This window comes from Rossellomorea sp. NPDC071047 (genome assembly GCF_050270195.1).
Taxonomy (GTDB): Bacteria; Bacillota; Bacilli; order Bacillales; family Bacillaceae_B; genus Rossellomorea.
This window is the reverse complement of sequence record NZ_JBNNJT010000001.1, coordinates 149,811-167,034: the sequence shown is the minus strand read 5'-3', so window position 1 is coordinate 167,034 and position 17,224 is coordinate 149,811. Positions and strand designations below refer to the sequence as shown.

At 43.4% G+C, this 17,224-nt stretch carries 15 protein-coding genes, 1 other RNA gene and 1 other annotated feature (1 of these 17 running past the window's edge); of the genes, 2 read left to right on the top strand and 14 right to left on the bottom strand.

Features of this window, described 5'->3' with window-relative positions; all coding sequences use genetic code 11:
- Positions 1-261 precede the first annotated feature (261 nt).
- From recD2 to cymR, 5 genes are all read right to left on the bottom strand, one after another.
- On the bottom strand, positions 262-2,655 hold the full coding sequence (gene recD2 / locus ACQKFO_RS00790; RefSeq protein WP_427596462.1) for an SF1B family DNA helicase RecD2: 2,394 nt from the start codon (positions 2,653-2,655) through the stop codon (positions 262-264).
- A 17-nt stretch (positions 2,656-2,672) separates the two neighbouring features.
- Positions 2,673-3,344, bottom strand: a complete 672-nt coding sequence (locus tag ACQKFO_RS00785; protein WP_427596461.1) for a tetratricopeptide repeat protein — start codon at positions 3,342-3,344, stop codon at positions 2,673-2,675.
- A 156-nt stretch (positions 3,345-3,500) separates the two neighbouring features.
- The gene (gene mnmA, locus ACQKFO_RS00780) at positions 3,501-4,616 is read right to left on the bottom strand and encodes a tRNA 2-thiouridine(34) synthase MnmA (RefSeq protein WP_427596460.1); all 1,116 of its coding nucleotides are present in this window, start codon (positions 4,614-4,616) and stop codon (positions 3,501-3,503) included.
- A 49-nt stretch (positions 4,617-4,665) separates the two neighbouring features.
- Entirely contained in the window at positions 4,666-5,808 is a 1,143-nt protein-coding gene (locus ACQKFO_RS00775; protein WP_427596459.1) for a cysteine desulfurase family protein, read from the bottom strand.
- Between the two features lie 13 nt (positions 5,809-5,821).
- Positions 5,822-6,241, bottom strand: coding sequence for a cysteine metabolism transcriptional regulator CymR (gene cymR, locus ACQKFO_RS00770; protein WP_044339554.1), 420 nt, complete (start codon positions 6,239-6,241; stop codon positions 5,822-5,824).
- Between the two features lie 214 nt (positions 6,242-6,455).
- On the opposite strand from cymR, the gene ACQKFO_RS00765 reads away from it, so the two are divergent.
- Entirely contained in the window at positions 6,456-7,730 is a 1,275-nt protein-coding gene (locus ACQKFO_RS00765) for a replication-associated recombination protein A (RefSeq protein WP_427596458.1), read from the top strand.
- A gap of 242 nt (positions 7,731-7,972) precedes the next feature.
- Positions 7,973-8,692, top strand: coding sequence for a protein-glutamine gamma-glutamyltransferase (locus ACQKFO_RS00760; RefSeq protein ID WP_427596457.1), 720 nt, complete (start codon positions 7,973-7,975; stop codon positions 8,690-8,692).
- A gap of 167 nt (positions 8,693-8,859) precedes the next feature.
- Here ACQKFO_RS00760 and ACQKFO_RS00755 read toward each other — a convergent pair whose 3' ends face one another.
- The 9 genes from ACQKFO_RS00755 to hisS form a co-directional block, all read right to left on the bottom strand.
- Positions 8,860-9,810: an ABC transporter permease gene (locus tag ACQKFO_RS00755; protein WP_427596456.1), complete on the bottom strand. Its 951-nt coding sequence runs from the start codon at positions 9,808-9,810 to the stop codon at positions 8,860-8,862.
- A complete protein-coding gene (locus tag ACQKFO_RS00750; RefSeq protein WP_427597746.1) occupies positions 9,803-10,729 on the bottom strand; it encodes an ABC transporter ATP-binding protein in 927 nt (308 codons plus the stop codon). Before ACQKFO_RS00750 ends, ACQKFO_RS00755 begins: the two co-directional genes overlap by 8 nt.
- Positions 10,729-11,439 carry an ABC transporter ATP-binding protein gene (locus ACQKFO_RS00745; RefSeq protein WP_427596455.1) on the bottom strand — a complete coding sequence of 237 codons (711 nt, stop codon included), beginning with the start codon at positions 11,437-11,439 and terminating at the stop codon, positions 10,729-10,731. The genes ACQKFO_RS00750 and ACQKFO_RS00745 overlap by 1 nt, the downstream gene beginning before the upstream one ends.
- Positions 11,440-11,441: 2 nt before the next feature.
- Positions 11,442-11,816 (bottom strand): GntR family transcriptional regulator, encoded by a 375-nt coding sequence (locus ACQKFO_RS00740; protein ID WP_427596454.1) that lies wholly within the window; start codon positions 11,814-11,816, stop codon positions 11,442-11,444.
- A gap of 3 nt (positions 11,817-11,819) precedes the next feature.
- Positions 11,820-12,599 (bottom strand): hypothetical protein, encoded by a 780-nt coding sequence (locus ACQKFO_RS00735; protein ID WP_427596453.1) that lies wholly within the window; start codon positions 12,597-12,599, stop codon positions 11,820-11,822.
- A 203-nt stretch (positions 12,600-12,802) separates the two neighbouring features.
- Entirely contained in the window at positions 12,803-13,567 is a 765-nt protein-coding gene (locus tag ACQKFO_RS00730) for a tRNA threonylcarbamoyladenosine dehydratase (protein WP_427596452.1), read from the bottom strand.
- A 200-nt stretch (positions 13,568-13,767) separates the two neighbouring features.
- Positions 13,768-13,957: non-coding RNA, 6S RNA (gene ssrS, locus ACQKFO_RS00725), on the bottom strand.
- A 70-nt stretch (positions 13,958-14,027) separates the two neighbouring features.
- Complete coding sequence (gene aspS, locus ACQKFO_RS00720; protein ID WP_427596451.1) at positions 14,028-15,794, bottom strand: aspartate--tRNA ligase; 1,767 nt, start codon at positions 15,792-15,794, stop codon at positions 14,028-14,030.
- A 32-nt stretch (positions 15,795-15,826) separates the two neighbouring features.
- Positions 15,827-17,101, bottom strand: a complete 1,275-nt coding sequence (hisS, locus tag ACQKFO_RS00715; RefSeq protein WP_427596450.1) for a histidine--tRNA ligase — start codon at positions 17,099-17,101, stop codon at positions 15,827-15,829.
- 74 nt (positions 17,102-17,175) lie between these two features.
- Positions 17,176-17,224 (bottom strand) — a binding site (T-box leader); it runs 181 nt beyond the window's last position.

Below are 17,224 nucleotides of genomic sequence, written 5' to 3'. Positions count from 1 at the left end.
GCGGAAGGCACTTGACTCCTGCGGGAGATAGAGGAAAGGTCGAGACCCCGCAGGGCAAAGCCCGAGGAGGCTTGACTTCCTCCCCGCGGAAAGCAAGTGCCTGGAGCGGAAAGGAACGGTCCTCGTTATGTTCCCACCTTCATCTAGAACACAAATTCACTTATTTGAAAGATGTGCAAAACCAGTGGGCGAGACAGTAAACCAATAGAAAAAGGTCAACGAATGAATAATTTCTACTAGAGAAATATTCATTCGTTGACCTTATGCTTTCATGAAATCATAGGGGCTGATGCCTTCCATTCCAATCATTGGATCCTCATTCAGCAAGAATTCTTCAATGGGTAAACCTTCTACAGGAGAAAGTGCCGTATTCTCTTCACCAGCGGTTATACCGTTCAGTTTTTCGCTTAGAGATGTTTTGCGGAGAAAATCATCTTCCCTCTCCACTCCAAGCTTAAAAGCATCAAGCTCACCGCAAAGAATGAGGAATTGCTTGCTCCTGGTGATGGCAGTGTATAGAAGATTTCTTCTCAGCATCCGATAATAGCTTTTCACGACAGGTAAAATCACAATGGGAAACTCACTACCTTGTGACTTATGGATCGAGCAACAATATGCATGGGTAATTTGCATGAGATCCTGCCTCGTATAGGTGACTTCATTTCCTTCATATGAAACGATGATCATATCTTGCTTCTCGGTGTTTTCCTTCGCATAAAAGATCGAGACGATTTCACCGATATCCCCATTGAAAACATTGTTTTCGGGTTGATTGACCAGTTGAAGAACCTTATCCCCGATACGATATTTCACATCTCCAAAGGCGATCTCTTTCCGGGTACCGTCATTGCTATTGAAGATTTCCTGAAGGAGTTCATTCAATCGATCGATACCTGCAGGGCCTCGATACATAGGAGCAAGGACCTGTATATCCTTTGGGGAGTACCCTTTTTTCTTCGCGTTCTCAACGACTTTTTGAACGACTTCGGATATCTGATTGGTTCTGCACGGGAAGAAGGATCGATCCTTTTGCTGTTTGGTCAGATCTGGAGGAACCTGTCCCTTTTTCATATAGTGGGCAAGTTCAATAATGGAAGAGCCCTCTTCCTGTCTATAAATATCCGTTAACCTGACTGTCGGCACCACTTCCGATTTCAATAGATCCTTCAGTACCTGGCCGGGACCTACAGACGGTAATTGATCCTCATCCCCGACAAATATCACTTGAATATCTTCAGGCAGGGCCTTCAATAATTGATGGGCAAGCCATGTGTCGACCATGGACACTTCATCCACAATTAACAGCTTCCCTTCAATAGCCCGTTCTTCATCGCTCTGAAATCCTTCTTGACCGTTCCAGCCTAAAAGACGGTGAATCGTCATGGCAGGGAGGCCCGTGGATTCTGTCATTCTCTTCGCCGCTCGACCAGTCGGGGCTGTCAGTAAGACAGGGAAGGGTTCATCTTTGTAATCCTTGGGATCCAGGGAACAGCCATGGAGATCAGCAAACAGCTCGACAATCCCCTGAATGACGGTCGTCTTACCGGTACCGGGTCCTCCCGTTAACAGAAGCATGGGAGACATTAACGCTGTTTCGATGGCTTCTTTTTGGGAAGGTGCGTATTGAACCCCCAGTCGGTCCTCTAATGCTCCAAGTGACAGAAGAAATTCGGATTGAGGAAATTGATCTTTATATTGGGTTTGAGACAAAATCTTTTCGATGTTTGTCACGATCCCTTTTTCCGAGAAATAAAGAGAAGGAACATACACCTTTGTGCCTTCTCCAATGACTTTTCCCTCTTCCTCCAAGGAAACCAGTTGACTGGATATTTCAGTGTAATCGACCTTTTCGGGCTGACTTTTCTCAAGGAGCTCCTTCACAGTTACAATGAGTTCTTCTGCCTCGAGATACACATGGCCCTGCTTTACACAAGTTTGTTCAAGGGTGTATAAACAGCCTGCTTTGATCCGGTCGGGATGACTGCCTGTCAAACCAATCTTAGAACCAATCTCATCGGCCCGTGTAAAGCCGATCCCTTCAATATCTTCCACGAGCTTATAGGGGTTATTTTGAATGATCTCAAGTGCCTGCTCTTTATAGGCTTGATAGACCTTCATGGAAATTTGGGGTCCAAAACCCAGATCATTCAGCATGATCATGACCCGCTCCAAGCCTTGATGCTCGGAAAGCGTATCATAAATACTTTTCGCCTTTTCCTTTGGAAGTTTGGGGATTTCATCAAGGAGGCTTGGATTTTCGAGTATTTTCGTGATGGCGTTTTCCCCGATATGCTCCACTATCTTCTCAGCTGTTTTCTTCCCGATCCCTTTAAATAAATCACTTGATAAATAATGGACGACACCTTGTGTGGTTTGTGGGATTTCTTTCTTGAAATGCTTCGCATGAAACTGCATGCCAAACTTTGGGTGTTCTTGAAATCTTCCGTAAAACACATAAGTTTCATCTTCATGTATCTTGGGAAAATTCCCGGTTACGACCGCTTCTTTGTCTTCATAAGAATCATTCGTTTCGTCCACCCGGATACGGACGACGGTATAGAGATTTTCCTCATTATGAAAAATCGTGACAAGGTGTCTTCCTTTTATATAGATTTCTTCCTCACCAAACAGCTTTAAAGAATCTTGCTGGCTCAAATCAGTGAACCTCCTAACTATTCACTTTGTTCATTTTTCAGCTTTTCGATCATCTTGATGCCATAGCCCGCCAGCATATGATCTGGTTGAACTTCGATTGCTTTGTTGAAATACATCAGTGCCGTATCTGCATCATCCTTATGACCTGCATAGGCAACCCCTAAGTTGTAGTAAGCATCTACGTGAGTTGGATCTGCTTCCACTACTTGAGACAAATGCGCAATCGCTTCTTCATATGCTTCAACCTTCGCTAAACATAGACCTAACTGGAAGCGTGCCTCCACGTCATCTTCATTCAGCTCGACGCTTCGTTGTAAGTAAGGAAGTGCGAGTCTCGGCTGCTCTAATTGAAACAGGCTTACTCCAAGCATGAAGTAAACGTCGGCATTCTCCATTCCCTTTGAAACGGCCTTTTCAAACTGATCCTTTGCTTCATCAAAGTTATTTTCATTAAAGTACAGGTTCCCCAGGGAATAGTATGCTGCCCCTGCATTCTCGTCGATCGAGATCGCCCGTTCGAAAAACTTCTTCGCCTTATCATTGTCTCCAACCGACATTAATACGTTCCCGAAATTAATATATCCGACAGGATCCTTAGGATTTTCTTCGATGGTTTCTGTAAAGAGCTTCACAGCCTCTTCTACTTTTCCTTCTTGTAATAACTCAATTCCTTTTAGATTCTTATCCATTTAAAACACCTCTATAGTAGTATGGTTTATGTATGCTTTATCGTTACTAGTATAACATAAGGCACTCCCAATATTGTTATACATCAATGATGAAAAAAGGACTGAGAGAAGAGAGGTGATACATCTCTTCTTCTCAGTCCTTTTTTGTGTTCAGCCTTAACCTACATACGTAAGTTTCTTCTCATCTTTATAAATGGTATCGATCGTTCCTCCACCCAGACACTCATCACCGTTGTAGAAAACAACGGCTTGTCCTGGTGTAACAGCACGTATAGGCTCGTCAAAGATGACTTTCACCTTACCATCTTCCAAAGGAATGACCGTTACTTTGTTATCATCCTGACGGTAACGGAATTTGGCCGTACAGGCGAATTCAGCTGGTTTCTCACCATTTGAAGTCCAGTGAACATCCGTTGCGAGGATGGAATCTGAATAAAGGGCGGGATGCTCAAAGCTTTGACCTACATAGAGCACGTTTCTTTCAAGGTCCTTACCGATGGCGAACCACGGCTCACCTGCTCCACCTATACCCAGTCCATGACGTTGGCCAATCGTATAGTACATCAATCCATCGTGTTTTCCCATCACTTTACCGTCTAATGTTTCCATCGTTCCCGGTTGGGCAGGTAAGTAATTGCTTAAGAAATCTTTGAAGTTGCGTTCACCGATGAAGCAAATCCCCGTACTGTCTTTCTTGGCAGCTGTGGCAAGGCCCGCTTCCTTCGCAATTTCCCTAACCTTTTTCTTATCGATGCCGCCTAGTGGGAACATCACCTTTTCAAGTTGCTCCTGCCCTAACTGATTGAGGAAGTACGTTTGATCCTTATTGTTGTCGACACCTCGGAGCATCTTGTATTCTCCATCACGGTATTCAACCTGTGCATAGTGGCCGGTTGCCAAATAATCTGCACCAAGTTTCAATGCATGGTCAAGGAATGCTTTGAACTTGATTTCCTTATTACACATCACGTCCGGGTTTGGTGTTCTTCCCGCTTTATATTCATCCAAGAAATACGTAAACACTTTATCCCAATATTGTTTTTCAAAATTCACAGCGTAGTAAGGAATACCAATTTGGTTACATACCCGAATCACATCGTTGTAATCTTCTGTTGCGGTACAAACCCCATTTTCATCGGTATCATCCCAGTTTTTCATAAAAATCCCGATGACTTCATAGCCTTGTTGCTTTAATAATAATGCGGCCACAGAAGAGTCCACCCCACCAGACATTCCAACGACCACTCTCGTATCCTTTGGTTCTTTTTTCACTAACGCCACACCTCCTTATTCGTTCAATCGCCCGTTTCAGGCGAGTTTTTTATGTTGTTAATCGCTTCACGATCTTTGCGACTTCATGGGCAGTCCAGACAATCTGCTCATCCGTGTTCCCCTGACCAAAGCTGAAACGGATGGAGTTCCTTGAATTCACTGACTGTTTGCCAAACATCGCGACCAATACATGTGAAGGCTCTATAGATCCAGCCGTACAAGCAGAACCGCTTGAAACAGCGATACCTGACATATCTAAATTCACCAGCATGGATTCTACATCCGTGCCGGGAAAGCTTAAGTTTAGCACATGGGGCAATCCATGCTCAAGAGATCCGTTCTCCTCAAAATCAATGCCTTCTCCGGCTAAGGTCTCTTTCAGTAAAACCTTGAAACGAGAGTAGTGAGAATTCTTCTCTTCAATGGCTTTTTGAGCAATTTCTACAGCCTTCCCCAGACCAACAATGGCCGGGACGTTTTCTGTACCTGCTCGGCGCTTTCTTTCCTGTTCTCCACCATATAATCCAGGCTGAAGTTCCACGTTTTTGTGTGAATAAAGAAAGCCTATTCCTTTAGGACCATTTATTTTATGACCCGAAACCGAAAGCAAATCGATTCCAAGCTCTTTCACGTCAATGTGTGTCAAGCCAAACGCTTGTACAGCATCTGTATGAAAATAAGTTTGATGATTTTGCAGAAGCTGTCCAATCTCTTTAATCGGCTGAATCGTTCCTACCTCATTATTTCCAAACATAATCGTAACAAGGATTGTATCGTCTCGAAGTTCCTTTTGCAGTTCCTCCACCGATATCCTGCCTGTAGGGTCTACAGACAGATAAGTCACCTCAAACCCTTGGGATTCAAGAAATTCACACGCATGTAAAACAGCATGGTGCTCTGTTTGTGTCGTAATGATATGATTTCCTTTTCGTCTATTCGCCTCGGCAGAACCGATGATAGCTAAATTATCCGCTTCAGTCCCACCGCTTGTAAATATGATATCATTGTAATCTGCATGAATACTTTGAGCGATGATGGTACGTGCACGGTCGACAAGATGTCGTGATGCACGCCCAAATGAATGAATGCTCGATGGATTACCAAAGGACTCCTTCATCACTGAAGTCATTTCTTCAATTACTTCAGGATGCATGGGAGACGTTGCAGCATGATCCAGGTACACTCTTTCCATTTTTCGTTACCTCCTAGATATAGAACATGTACGCATCTGATTCACCGTCATCTGAATGACTGGCTAAATCTTCTATCGTTGTATTATCGAGTACTTCTTTAACGGCATCCCTGATCCGGATCCATAGCTCACGTTTTGCCGGTTCTTCATCTTCAATTCCTTCTACAGGACTAATGGGACCTTCAAGGATCCTGATAATATCTCCCGCTGTAATTTCAGATGGCTCATGTCCCAATACATAACCACCGTACGCCCCCCGGATACTTCTAACAAGACCGCCATTACGCAGTGGAGCGACCAGCTGTTCAAGATAATGTTCCGACAGCTCATGCTGCTGTGCGATCGTCTTCAGTGAAGTCGGCCCTTCACCATGGCGTTTTGCTAATTCAATCATAATCGTTAAACCGTATCGGCCTTTAGTTGATATCTTCATGTCCAGCACCTCTACTATATTTAATAACGTCACGTTCAGACGTATTTTTTATTCTGTATAGACTTTTGTTATTATAGCATATCCGTCCTCTAACTGTGAAAGGGGCGGCATCAATCACTTTCCCCACCCCTTTCCTAAAGCCACAATATTTCCTTATGAGAACCTCCTATGATAAAGTGAATTTAACTAGAACGTCAGTTTGGAGAGATGTTTCATGTCGATTAAACCACTTGCCTTTAAGATGAGACCGAGGACCATTGATGAGATCATCGGTCAGCAGCATTTAGTTGGAGAAGGAAAAATCATAGACAGGATGGTAAAAGCGAAGCAGCTGTCATCCATGATATTATACGGTCCACCGGGTATAGGAAAAACATCCATCGCGAGCGCCATTGCAGGAAGTACGAAATACCGTTTTAAAACATTGAATGCCGTAACCAATAATAAAAAAGATATTCAAATCGTTGCAGAAGAAGCCAAGATGTCCGGGAAAGTGATCCTTCTATTGGATGAGGTTCATCGCTTGGATAAAGGGAAGCAGGATTTTCTCCTTCCTTATTTGGAAAACGGTATGATCACATTGATCGGGGCAACGACGAGCAACCCCTACCATGCCATTAATCCAGCAATCAGAAGCAGATGCCAAATTTTCGAGCTAAAGCCACTTACGATTGATGAAATGAAAATCGCCTTGCATCGAGCCATAAAGGATGAAGAGCGTGGATTAGGTGGATATTCACTTGATGTAACCTCTGATGCCATTGAACATTTTGCAAGCAGCAGCTTTGGAGATGTGAGGAGTTCGTTAAATGCATTGGAACTGGCTGTCTTGTCCACTTCACCGAAAGAGGACGGTGTTATTTTTATTGATGTCAATATCGCAGAAGAGTGCCTGCAAATGAAAAGCTTTTCCCACGATAAAGACGGTGACGCCCATTATGATGTCGTAAGCGCGTTTCAGAAATCGATCCGCGGGAGTGACGTGAATGCCGCTCTTCATTATTTAGGCAGACTCGTTGAAGCCGGGGACCTTCCGAGCATCGCCCGCAGATTATTGGTGATTGCCTATGAAGATATCGGACTTGCCAACCCCCAAGCGGGACCAAGAACACTGGCGGCAGTCGAAACAGCTGAGAAAATCGGGTTTCCAGAAGCCAGAATCCCTTTAGCCAACGCGATCATAGAGCTTTGTCTCTCACCTAAATCGAACTCGGCGATCACTGCCATCGACCTTGCACTCGGTGATATCCGTAAGGGAAAAAGCGGTGAGGTTCCGGATCACTTGAAAGACGCCCATTATCAAGGGGCAAAAGAACTTGGTAGAGGGATCGAATACAAGTATCCACACAGCTATGAATCAGGGTGGGTACCTCAAACCTATTTACCAGATAAACTTAAGAACGCTCAATACTATACTCCTAAATCCACAGGCAAGTTTGAACAGGCGATTGCACAGGTGTATGAGAAGATTAATAAGCAGATGAAATAATGGTTTTCTCTGCTTTACAGCAATTTTTAATGAAGATAAAAAAACTTTTGCCACCCTTGGTCTTACTTGTTCCACTTTTCCCCAAACTTGTGCCAGTTTGGGGATTTGTTGTGCAAAATTGTGAACAACGGGTTAATTGCCCAAAGGTCTAAGCGCACATATTCAATCATAAACTTTCAAGAGTCAATGCCATATCACACCACCCCATCATACATTAGTAAAAAGGCCTGGAGGTGTATGGATTGATTATCATTGAAAATGGATTGTCCAGTAGTGGGTTGCAGAATCTATCACCTGTAGAAGAAAACATCGTTAAGGCGCTGGAAAGCAGTCCTACAGAGTATCGTTATGGTAATTTAGGCGAGCTCAGATTTGAGTTGAAGATGCGGGAACGGTTCATTGCCAATGCTAGGAGCATGGATGAAGGTGACGCCAAATTCGCTGCTTTTGAACACTCCTATTTCAACTCTACTTTTTGGATCAAGACTCCCTACGGATATAGACTTCGCGACTCGAAGCTTCCATCAGAGGCCATTGAAGATATATTCACAAATAGCTCTGCCTATAGCTTCGAATGCGTCACCAGCATTGTCCTCATATACTATAAATCGATTCTTGATACGATCAGGACTTCTTATTTCAATCAACTGTTCTCCCCCCTATTAGTCTGGGGTCACAATTATGACGATGATATGAGTATGGTCACCTATGAAGGGGTGGACTATATTCCAGGGGATGTTTACTATTTCTCAAACCCTGACTATGACGATCCGATATGGATGGGGGAAAATTCTGTGTTTTTAGAAGAGGATCAGTATTTCGGGCACGGAGTGGGGATCATGACTCATGATGAAATGATAGAAGCTTTAAATACTCTTCGAAAAAAAGATGCCACTGAACCAGCCTTTCTCCTGCAACAGGTCACACGTTTGAAGTTCTCAGATTTATACCGATATGCATAAAAGTGACGAACTCTGATGAGTCCGTCATTTTTTAGTGCTTTTTTGTTGTCCAGCTACGGCGGCTAGGCCCTCGAGGTCATAAGTCAAACCACCCATAAAGGCAAAGGGCGCCTTTCAGGGTGGTTCGTCTTATGCTTGTCGGGCCTGACCAAGCCGCCTCCGCTTTTCTATGCCGCTACATCTCTTTTATTAAAGACGATGAATGCAAGGAGCTGGAAGATGATGAAGTAGATGATGAGCATGGTGATGGAGAAGCCCATGGTCATTCCGTCCACTAGCGGTGGTGTGAAACCTGTATATTGAGTCAGATCAGTGTTTGCGAACAAACTGAATTTTGCCCAGTCGAATCGAAGAGCCAGCAGACTCGTTGCATTGGCTCCCACAAATAATAGAAACAAGGAGATCCCGATAGCCAGTGAGCTGCTTCTGAACACAGTTGAAATCATGAAGGCCATTGTAGCCATCATCACGACATCAATGGTTTTCAACAAGTACGTTTTGATCAAGTACCCGACAATGTTCTGCTCAACAACCTTGCCATCTACATACGCCAAGTGGGTGGACTGATCTGTTCCGCCAAATAATAGAAGGCCGATCAGGAACGATACGACAAATAATATAAGCAGCATGTTCATTCCGTATAAGATGACGGTGAAATACTTCGATAGAAGAATCTTTGTTCTTGAGATGGGACGAATGAGCAAAAGCTTGATCGTCCCCCAGCTAAACTCACTTGCCACTATGCCTGCTGCCACAATGATGGCAAACAGACCGACAACAAGTACGGAAAAGGCATTCGTTTCAACAAACGTCCAGACCGTTTCTTTTACTTTCGGTTGAATATCATTTTCAATACGATATTCATTCAGGGCAATTCTTCGTTCAGTGTCCTTCTCTATGAATTTGTTCATATTTGGATTTTCAGATAACATTTGTTTATCCGCTTCCACTTGCGCTGAGAGTTCCTGCTTCCAGTTTTCCGATTCCTTGGCTTTCCCGTCATCATATTTCGTAAAAGCTGCTGTCACTCCAATGATCAGAATAAGCAATCCGAGCATGACATATGTTCCGACCCGTTTAAATATTTTTGTCCATTCATTTCTAATGAGACTAAGCATGCACGACCTCTCCTTTTTCATTCGTGATTTCTAAGAACCTGTCTTCCAGTGTCTTGGCAATTGGCATGACACTGAAGATTTGAACATCCGCATCCACTAATGCCCGTATGACATTCGGTACTTGTTCCTTCGTTAAAGCGACCTGTACTTCCGAACCCTTCGTTTCATATTTGATTCCCGGATCGAACTTATTGAGTACAGCTTTGATCTTTTCTACATCATTCACCTCAAAATGGTAAACCTGTTCGGACCCTTCAACGAAATCACGTACCTGCTGTACATCCACAAGCTTTCCGGATTGGATGATCCCGATTCGATCGCACATCATTTCCATTTCAGATAATAAGTGACTGGATACGATGACCGCCATACCCTCTTCCTGGGCTAGCTTTCTGATATACGCACGAATTTCGCGGATACCGGCTGGATCCAAACCATTTGTAGGCTCATCGAGAATGAGGAGCTTCGGTTTATGGAGCAGGCATTGCGCAAGACCCAAGCGCTGTCTCATCCCAAGCGAATAGGTTTTCACTTTATCATTTATACGGTCCGTTAAACCGACCAGTTCGATGACTTCCTTCATTCTTTCTTCTGTGATTCCATTTTGCATGCGGGCAAAATGCTTTAAGTTCTGATACCCGGACATGAATTTATAGAGCTCAGGGTTTTCTACGATGGCACCGACATCCTTTATGGCACCTTCGAAATCTTTTTTGATGCTTTTCCCAGAAATCAGGACGTCTCCTTTTGAGATATTCATTAGTCCTACTATCATTCGGATCGTCGTTGTTTTTCCTGCTCCATTCGGTCCCAGAAAACCGAATACTTCCCCTTCATACACATCAAAGGATAAATTATCGATAATGGTCTTGCCTTTAATGACTTTCGAGACACCCTGTAATTGCACAACCGTCTTCATCACTTCATCTTCCCTTCTTTTTTCGTTGTTTGTTTCAACCACTGCAGGACAGACAATCCTTCTATTTCTCTAAGCTCCTCTACCTGACAGTGCCCTTTAATTTCACCATCATGGATGATATAAGCTTCATCCAGAATCCCTTCAATTTCATCAATTTCATGGGTTGCAATGATCACTGTTTGATTTCCGAAATCGATATAGGATAAGAGACCTTTTACGATGGAGTCCCTTACCATGGGATCCAATCCTGAAAATGGTTCATCCAGGAGCAGGACCTCAGTATTTCGGGACAAGGTAAGAACAAGTTTCAGTCTGCCGCGATTTCCTTTTGATAAATGCTTGATTTTTTTCTTACTTTCCAGATCCATGAATCCCACTAACTCATGTGCACGCTGTATATCAAAGTCGGAGAACTGAGAGGCGTAAAACCGGATCATCCCATCAACGGTAAAGGCTTCATAAAACATATCCAGTTCTGTTAAATAAGCCACTTCACTGGCTCGCTTCCTGGTAATCGGCCTACCGTTCATGGTCACTGTACCTGAATTAGGTAGAACCAAGCCTGCGATCATCTTTAAAGTGGTCGATTTCCCGCTGCCATTTGGGCCAAGCAAACCATAAATCTTCCCTCTTTCGAAGTGAAACGACGTTTTTTTCAAGGCCAATTCATTGCCATATTTTTTGGTCACAGCTTCAAATCTCACAACCAATCCTATTCCCCCCCTCTTTGAACAAAATATCTCTCGACTCTTTTAATCATCTGTTCTTTTGTTAACCCCAGTTCTTTCATGTTTTTAATGAACAACTCGATTACTTCCTCTTGAACTTTTTCGTTCAAAACCGAAAGAACCTCTTCCTTTTCCGTGACAAATGTTCCCTGCCCTCTCCTCGTCTCCACAATGTCCATCCTCTCTAATTCGCTATACGTACGCTGAATGGTATTTGGATTCACCCCCGATTGAACGGCCATTTCCCTAACAGAAGGCAGTTTGTCCCCAGGAGATAATTCTTTTCTTACAATCTCTCGTATGATCCGGTCAGCTATTTGAAGGTATATAGGCTTGGAAGCTGTATATTCTTCTGTCATATACTACACCTCAACCTTACGATCTAATAGCCAACAGGAAATGATAAATACGATAATCATGATCATTCCTTCGAATACAAACGGCAACAACGGGAGCGGGATCATTTCAGGGTCAAAACCTGCATTCGCCTCATTAGATCCAACCGAGAGAAAGACGCCGGAACTCACTTCAACTGTAAAAGTATCGAAAAGTAATCTTTCCACCCACTTAATGCTCATAAGAAATGCGACCACACTTTGATACAAAATGATAAAACCAGCTACAATGATCCATCGTATGTTCTTAATGGATGGATACTTTGAAAGTGAGTGGTAGAAAGTCCACAGGAAAATCGTCCATCCGGAAAAATATAGACCTACTACAGTTACTCCTAAATTAAATAGGACACCTTCTTTAATTGGCCAATAGGAGAAAAGAGAGTCATCAGGGAAGACCGCCATCGTGATCACCCCTAAAAGATCCACTAATAGAAGGGACAGCGTAGAGTATATAAAGGCAATAATCAGTTTCGGCAACAAAAGCATAAATCCACTATTAGGACTATGGAGCCAAAGCTGCGTCTTTCCTTCTAATCGAAGCATGGACAAGACAATACCCGGCAAAAACGCAAAGTGAAACACGCCGATCATGATAATAAACACTTGAACGATTATAGGCTCGTTGACGAAATTTCCGATCACCATTCCTATGATGTAAATCAGAAAAATTATGGCAATCCAGCCATAGAACCAAACCTTGGAGGTTTTGAAGTCTTTCCAAAGAAGACCTTTAAAAGCGTTCATACTTGCACTCCTTCATAACGTGTTTTAGTGTTCTAGTTAGATAGTACACTATGACACGTTTTACCGTCAATCCTTTTTTGACCCAATTAATGGAATTATTTTCAAGAATGTATTCCGCTAAGAGGAGGCTGGAAGTTAGAATTCACCAAACTGTTTAGAGCAAAAAAGACTGAATCCATATGGATTCAGTCTTTTTCTGGGCATTATTTGTCTTTTACCCTTTTGATTTCAATATGCTTTAATAGCTGATTCATCACATGACTGGCTGCAACAAGACCTGCAACGGATGGGACAAATGCGTTTGAAGATGGTGGAAGCTGCGCTTTACGAATCTTCGCATCATCATTACCTACTTCTTTTCTGATTTCTTCACGGATGACGATGGGACTCTCATCAGAGAAAACAACAGTCACGCCTTTTTTTATGCCTTCTTTTTTCAGACGGGTCCGGATCACCTTTGCGATTGGATCCGTATGAGTCTTGCTGATATCCGCAATTTTGAAGCGTGTCGGATCGTTTTTATTGGCCGCTCCCATGCTCGCGATCAATGGAATATCGCGTTTTAAACATTCTTTCATTAAATGTATTTTGTACGAAATCGTATCAGAAGCATCTATGACGTAATCCAATCCCTGATTGAAGAATTCCTCGTAGGTTTCTTCCGTGTAGAACATTTTTAAGGCGATGACTTCACATTCAGGATTAATATCCTTGATGCGGTCCCTCATCAGATCGACTTTCGGCTGACCTACTGTAGAAAGCAATGCATGAACTTGACGATTCACGTTTGTAATATCCACATCATCTTTATCCACTAACACAAGACGGCCTACACCTGACCTGGCTAAAGCTTCGGCTGCAAAGGATCCCACTCCCCCGATTCCGAGTACTGCCACGGTACTATTCTTAAGGGTTTGAAGACCTTCCTTACCGATCGCTAGTTCATTCCGTGAAAACTGGTGTAGCAAAATAATCAACTCCATTATAAGTATTCAACTAGGTTTATACTGAATTAGAATAAAGGATACAGGACTGAAAATCAATATGAAATGTTGTCCTCCTCATTCGTTTACCCTATTGAGAGGAGGTTTAGCCTCAACAAAAAAAGCCAGGCAACTTTCAGCCTGACTCTTCATTCTATAGGATCTTCATTAAAAATCATGTTTGGACGAGTCCCAATCGTGCCGTCGCCATCATTTCCTTCGTTTTGAACCCGCTCTCGGCAGGTGGGTGCTTTATTCCACTATTTGTTAGTCCTCGGCATGAGGCATGAACGCCTAGCAGAAACGTCAAGCTCCCAAAGTTTGAAGTGTTCGGTCAAAACTGTTAGGTAAAAACGTCGCACACATCAGGACTCGTTTGTGATTGTTTAAATAATATCATATCACCTTGATGATTTCAACGAATGACCCTCGGAACTTATTTACATTATTCTACATCCAGCGACAAGGATAACTCTTTTAATTGAGCTTCACTCACTTCACCAGGAGCATCCGTCAACACACAGCTGGCACTTGCCGTTTTAGGGAACGCTATGGTATCACGGAGATTTGTTCGTCCCGCAAGGAGCATCACTAAACGGTCGAGTCCAAGGGCGATCCCGCCATGTGGTGGTGTTCCATATTCAAAGGCCTCCAATAGGAACCCAAACTGCTTTTCTGCTTCTTCTTTTGAGAAACCAAGTACTTTAAACATCTTTTCTTGAATATCACGCTCATAAATACGAAGGGATCCCCCTCCAAGCTCGTATCCATTCAATACTAAGTCATATGCTTCCGCACGGACCGAGGAAGGATCTGTCTCGAAACGTTCCAGGTCTTCTCTCACCGGCATCGTGAATGGATGGTGGGCTGCATAATAACGATTCTCCCCTTCATCAAACTCAAGCAATGGCCAGTCGGTCACCCATAGGAAATTGAACTTTGTTTCATCAATCAGTTTCAATTCTTTCCCTAACTTCAGGCGAAGGGCCCCCAGGGCATCTGCCACTACTGATTTTTTATCAGCCACGAACAGCAGTAAGTCTCCCGATTCTGCATTCGCTGAAGCAGAGATTTGCGCAGCGTCCGCTTCTGTCACAAATTTAGAAATAGGTCCTTTTAAGCCTTCTTCTTCTACCTTTAACCATGCAAGCCCTTTTGCACCGTAACGTGCAACAAACTCTGTCAACCCATCGATGTCTTTACGGGAATACTGGGAAGCCCCGCCTTTTACATTGATCAGTTTCACCTGACCACCGTTTGCTACAGCGCCAGCGAATACTTTAAATCCGGATTCCTTCACGATTTCCGATACGTCGATCAGTTCCATTCCAAAACGCGTATCCGGTTTGTCTGAACCGTAACGACTCATGGCATCATCATACGTCATTCTTTGGAATGGTAATTGAACATTCAGGTCTTTCACATCAGTCATCAGCTTCTTCATCATATCTTCTACAAGGGAAATGATTTGTTCTGTATCCATGAAACTCATTTCCATATCGATCTGAGTGAATTCCGGCTGACGATCTGCTCGAAGATCCTCGTCACGGAAACAGCGGGCAATTTGGTAATAGCGGTCGAAACCGGATACCATCAGCAATTGCTTGAAGATTTGCGGTGATTGTGGCAGCGCGTAAAATTCACCTTGGTGAACACGGCTCGGCACTAAGTAATCACGGGCACCTTCAGGCGTACTCTTCGTTAAGATCGGAGTTTCCACATCCAGGAATCCGTTTTCGTTTAAAAAGTTACGGAAAGAGGTGGTAACATTATGACGCATTTTTAATGTTTCCATCACCGCTGGGCGGCGAAGATCTACATAACGATATTTCAAGCGGACATCATCAGACACTTCCATCTGATCATCTATCATGAAAGGAGGCGTCTTCGCTTCATTAATGATTTGAACCTCTTCTACATGAATTTCCACTTTCCCCGTTTTCAGGTTAGGGTTGACCGTTCCTTCTCCTCTTGCCACGACATTACCTGTCACACTAAGTACGTACTCATTACGAATTTTCTCCGCAAGGGCGAGGGCTTCTCCGGATAAGTCCGGATTAAAGACGACTTGTACGATTCCTTCTCTGTCACGAAGGTCGATGAAGATTAATCCACCTAAGTCCCTTCTCTTTTGTACCCAGCCTTTAATCGTAATTTTTTCACCGATATATGATTCTGTGATATCTCCACAATACGCTGTTCTTTTTGTCATCATGTTCTCCTCCTTGTCAAAATCAACGGGTTCTATTTACCAAGTTTGCCTTTCACAATCTCTACAAAACGATCAAGACTTACTTCTTCCTGCTCACCAGTAGACATATCTTTCAGGTTGATTTTATTTTCCTGTAATTCATTGTCGCCAATGACGGCTACATATTTCGCTTCATAGCGGTCCGCTGCTTTAAATTGACCTTTCACCTTTCGATCAAGGTAATCCTTTTCCGAAGAAATCCCCACCTGTCTTAAATTGTGAAGAAGCTTAACTGCATAGTCCTTCGCTTCTTCTCCCATCGAAACGATAAAACACTCAACGCCTTGCTCGATTGGAAGTTCAACGTTTTCAGCTGCGAGTGCGGAAAGTAGTCTTTCGATACTGAAGGCAAAACCGATTCCTGGAGTTTCCGGACCACCGATCATTTCCACCAGCCCATTGTAGCGTCCTCCACCACAAAGGGTCGTGATGGCTCCAAAGCCTTCTGCATCACTCATGATTTCAAAGGCTGTGTGATTATAATAATCAAGGCCGCGAACAAGAGTCGGGTCGACTACGAATTCAACATCCATACCGGTTAAGTGGGTTTGGACTTTTTCAAAATAGGCTTTCGATTCATCATTCAAGTATTCGAGAATCGATGGCGCCGTAGCCATCAATTCATGGTCACGATCTTTTTTACAATCGAGAATACGCAACGGATTCTTCTCTAAACGATTCTGACAGTCTCCGCAGAATTCATCGATTCTTGGTTTAAAGTGATTGATCAGCGCTTCTCTGTGGGCGTTTCGACTGCCCGTATCACCAAGACTATTAATGACTAACTTTAATTGAGTGAGTCCCAGCTTCTTGTAAATCCCCATCGCGAGTGAAATCACTTCTGCATCAATCGCCGGATCTTCACTTCCCAATGCCTCAACCCCGAACTGTACAAATTGGCGGTAGCGGCCGGCTTGTGGTCTTTCGTATCTGAACATTGGACCGGAGTAAAAGAGCTTCGTTGGTTGATTTGGAGCCCCGAACATCTTATTTCCTACAAATGAGCGAACAACAGAAGCGGTTCCTTCAGGTCGGAGCGACAAGCTTCTGCCTCCACGATCTTCAAACATATACATTTCTTTTTGAACGATATCCGTGGTATCCCCTACGCCTCTGGTAAACAATTCGCTCGCCTCAAAGATAGGTGTGCGGATTTCTTTATACTGATAGGCGTGGCAAAGATTCTTCGCCACTTCCTCTACGTACTGCCATTTTTCTACTTCACCTGGTAGAATGTCCTGTGTACCTCTTGGAATCTGAATGGACAAGTTGATTTCCTCCTTTTATCAAGCAAATTGATATTTATGTAAATAAAAAAAGCCCTCAGTCCCTTGTATATCATACAAGGGACGAGAGCTGTTATTCCCGTGGTGCCACCCTAATTGAAGTCT

What these genes read in the sequence shown, in the direction of transcription:
- ACQKFO_RS00785 (WP_427596461.1), bottom strand. Translation starts at nt 3,344, where the DNA reads ATGGATAAGAATCTAAAAGGAATTGAGTTATTACAAGAAGGAAAAGTA.
- ACQKFO_RS00775 (WP_427596459.1), bottom strand. Translation starts at nt 5,808, where the DNA reads ATGGAAAGAGTGTACCTGGATCATGCTGCAACGTCTCCCATGCATCCT.
- cymR (WP_044339554.1), bottom strand. Translation starts at nt 6,241, where the DNA reads ATGAAGATATCAACTAAAGGCCGATACGGTTTAACGATTATGATTGAA.
- ACQKFO_RS00765 (WP_427596458.1), top strand. Translation starts at nt 6,456, where the DNA reads ATGTCGATTAAACCACTTGCCTTTAAGATGAGACCGAGGACCATTGAT.
- ACQKFO_RS00755 (WP_427596456.1), bottom strand. Translation starts at nt 9,810, where the DNA reads ATGCTTAGTCTCATTAGAAATGAATGGACAAAAATATTTAAACGGGTC.
- ACQKFO_RS00750 (WP_427597746.1), bottom strand. Translation starts at nt 10,729, where the DNA reads ATGAAGACGGTTGTGCAATTACAGGGTGTCTCGAAAGTCATTAAAGGC.
- ACQKFO_RS00740 (WP_427596454.1), bottom strand. Translation starts at nt 11,816, where the DNA reads ATGACAGAAGAATATACAGCTTCCAAGCCTATATACCTTCAAATAGCT.
- ACQKFO_RS00735 (WP_427596453.1), bottom strand. Translation starts at nt 12,599, where the DNA reads ATGAACGCTTTTAAAGGTCTTCTTTGGAAAGACTTCAAAACCTCCAAG.
- aspS (WP_427596451.1), bottom strand. Translation starts at nt 15,794, where the DNA reads ATGACAAAAAGAACAGCGTATTGTGGAGATATCACAGAATCATATATC.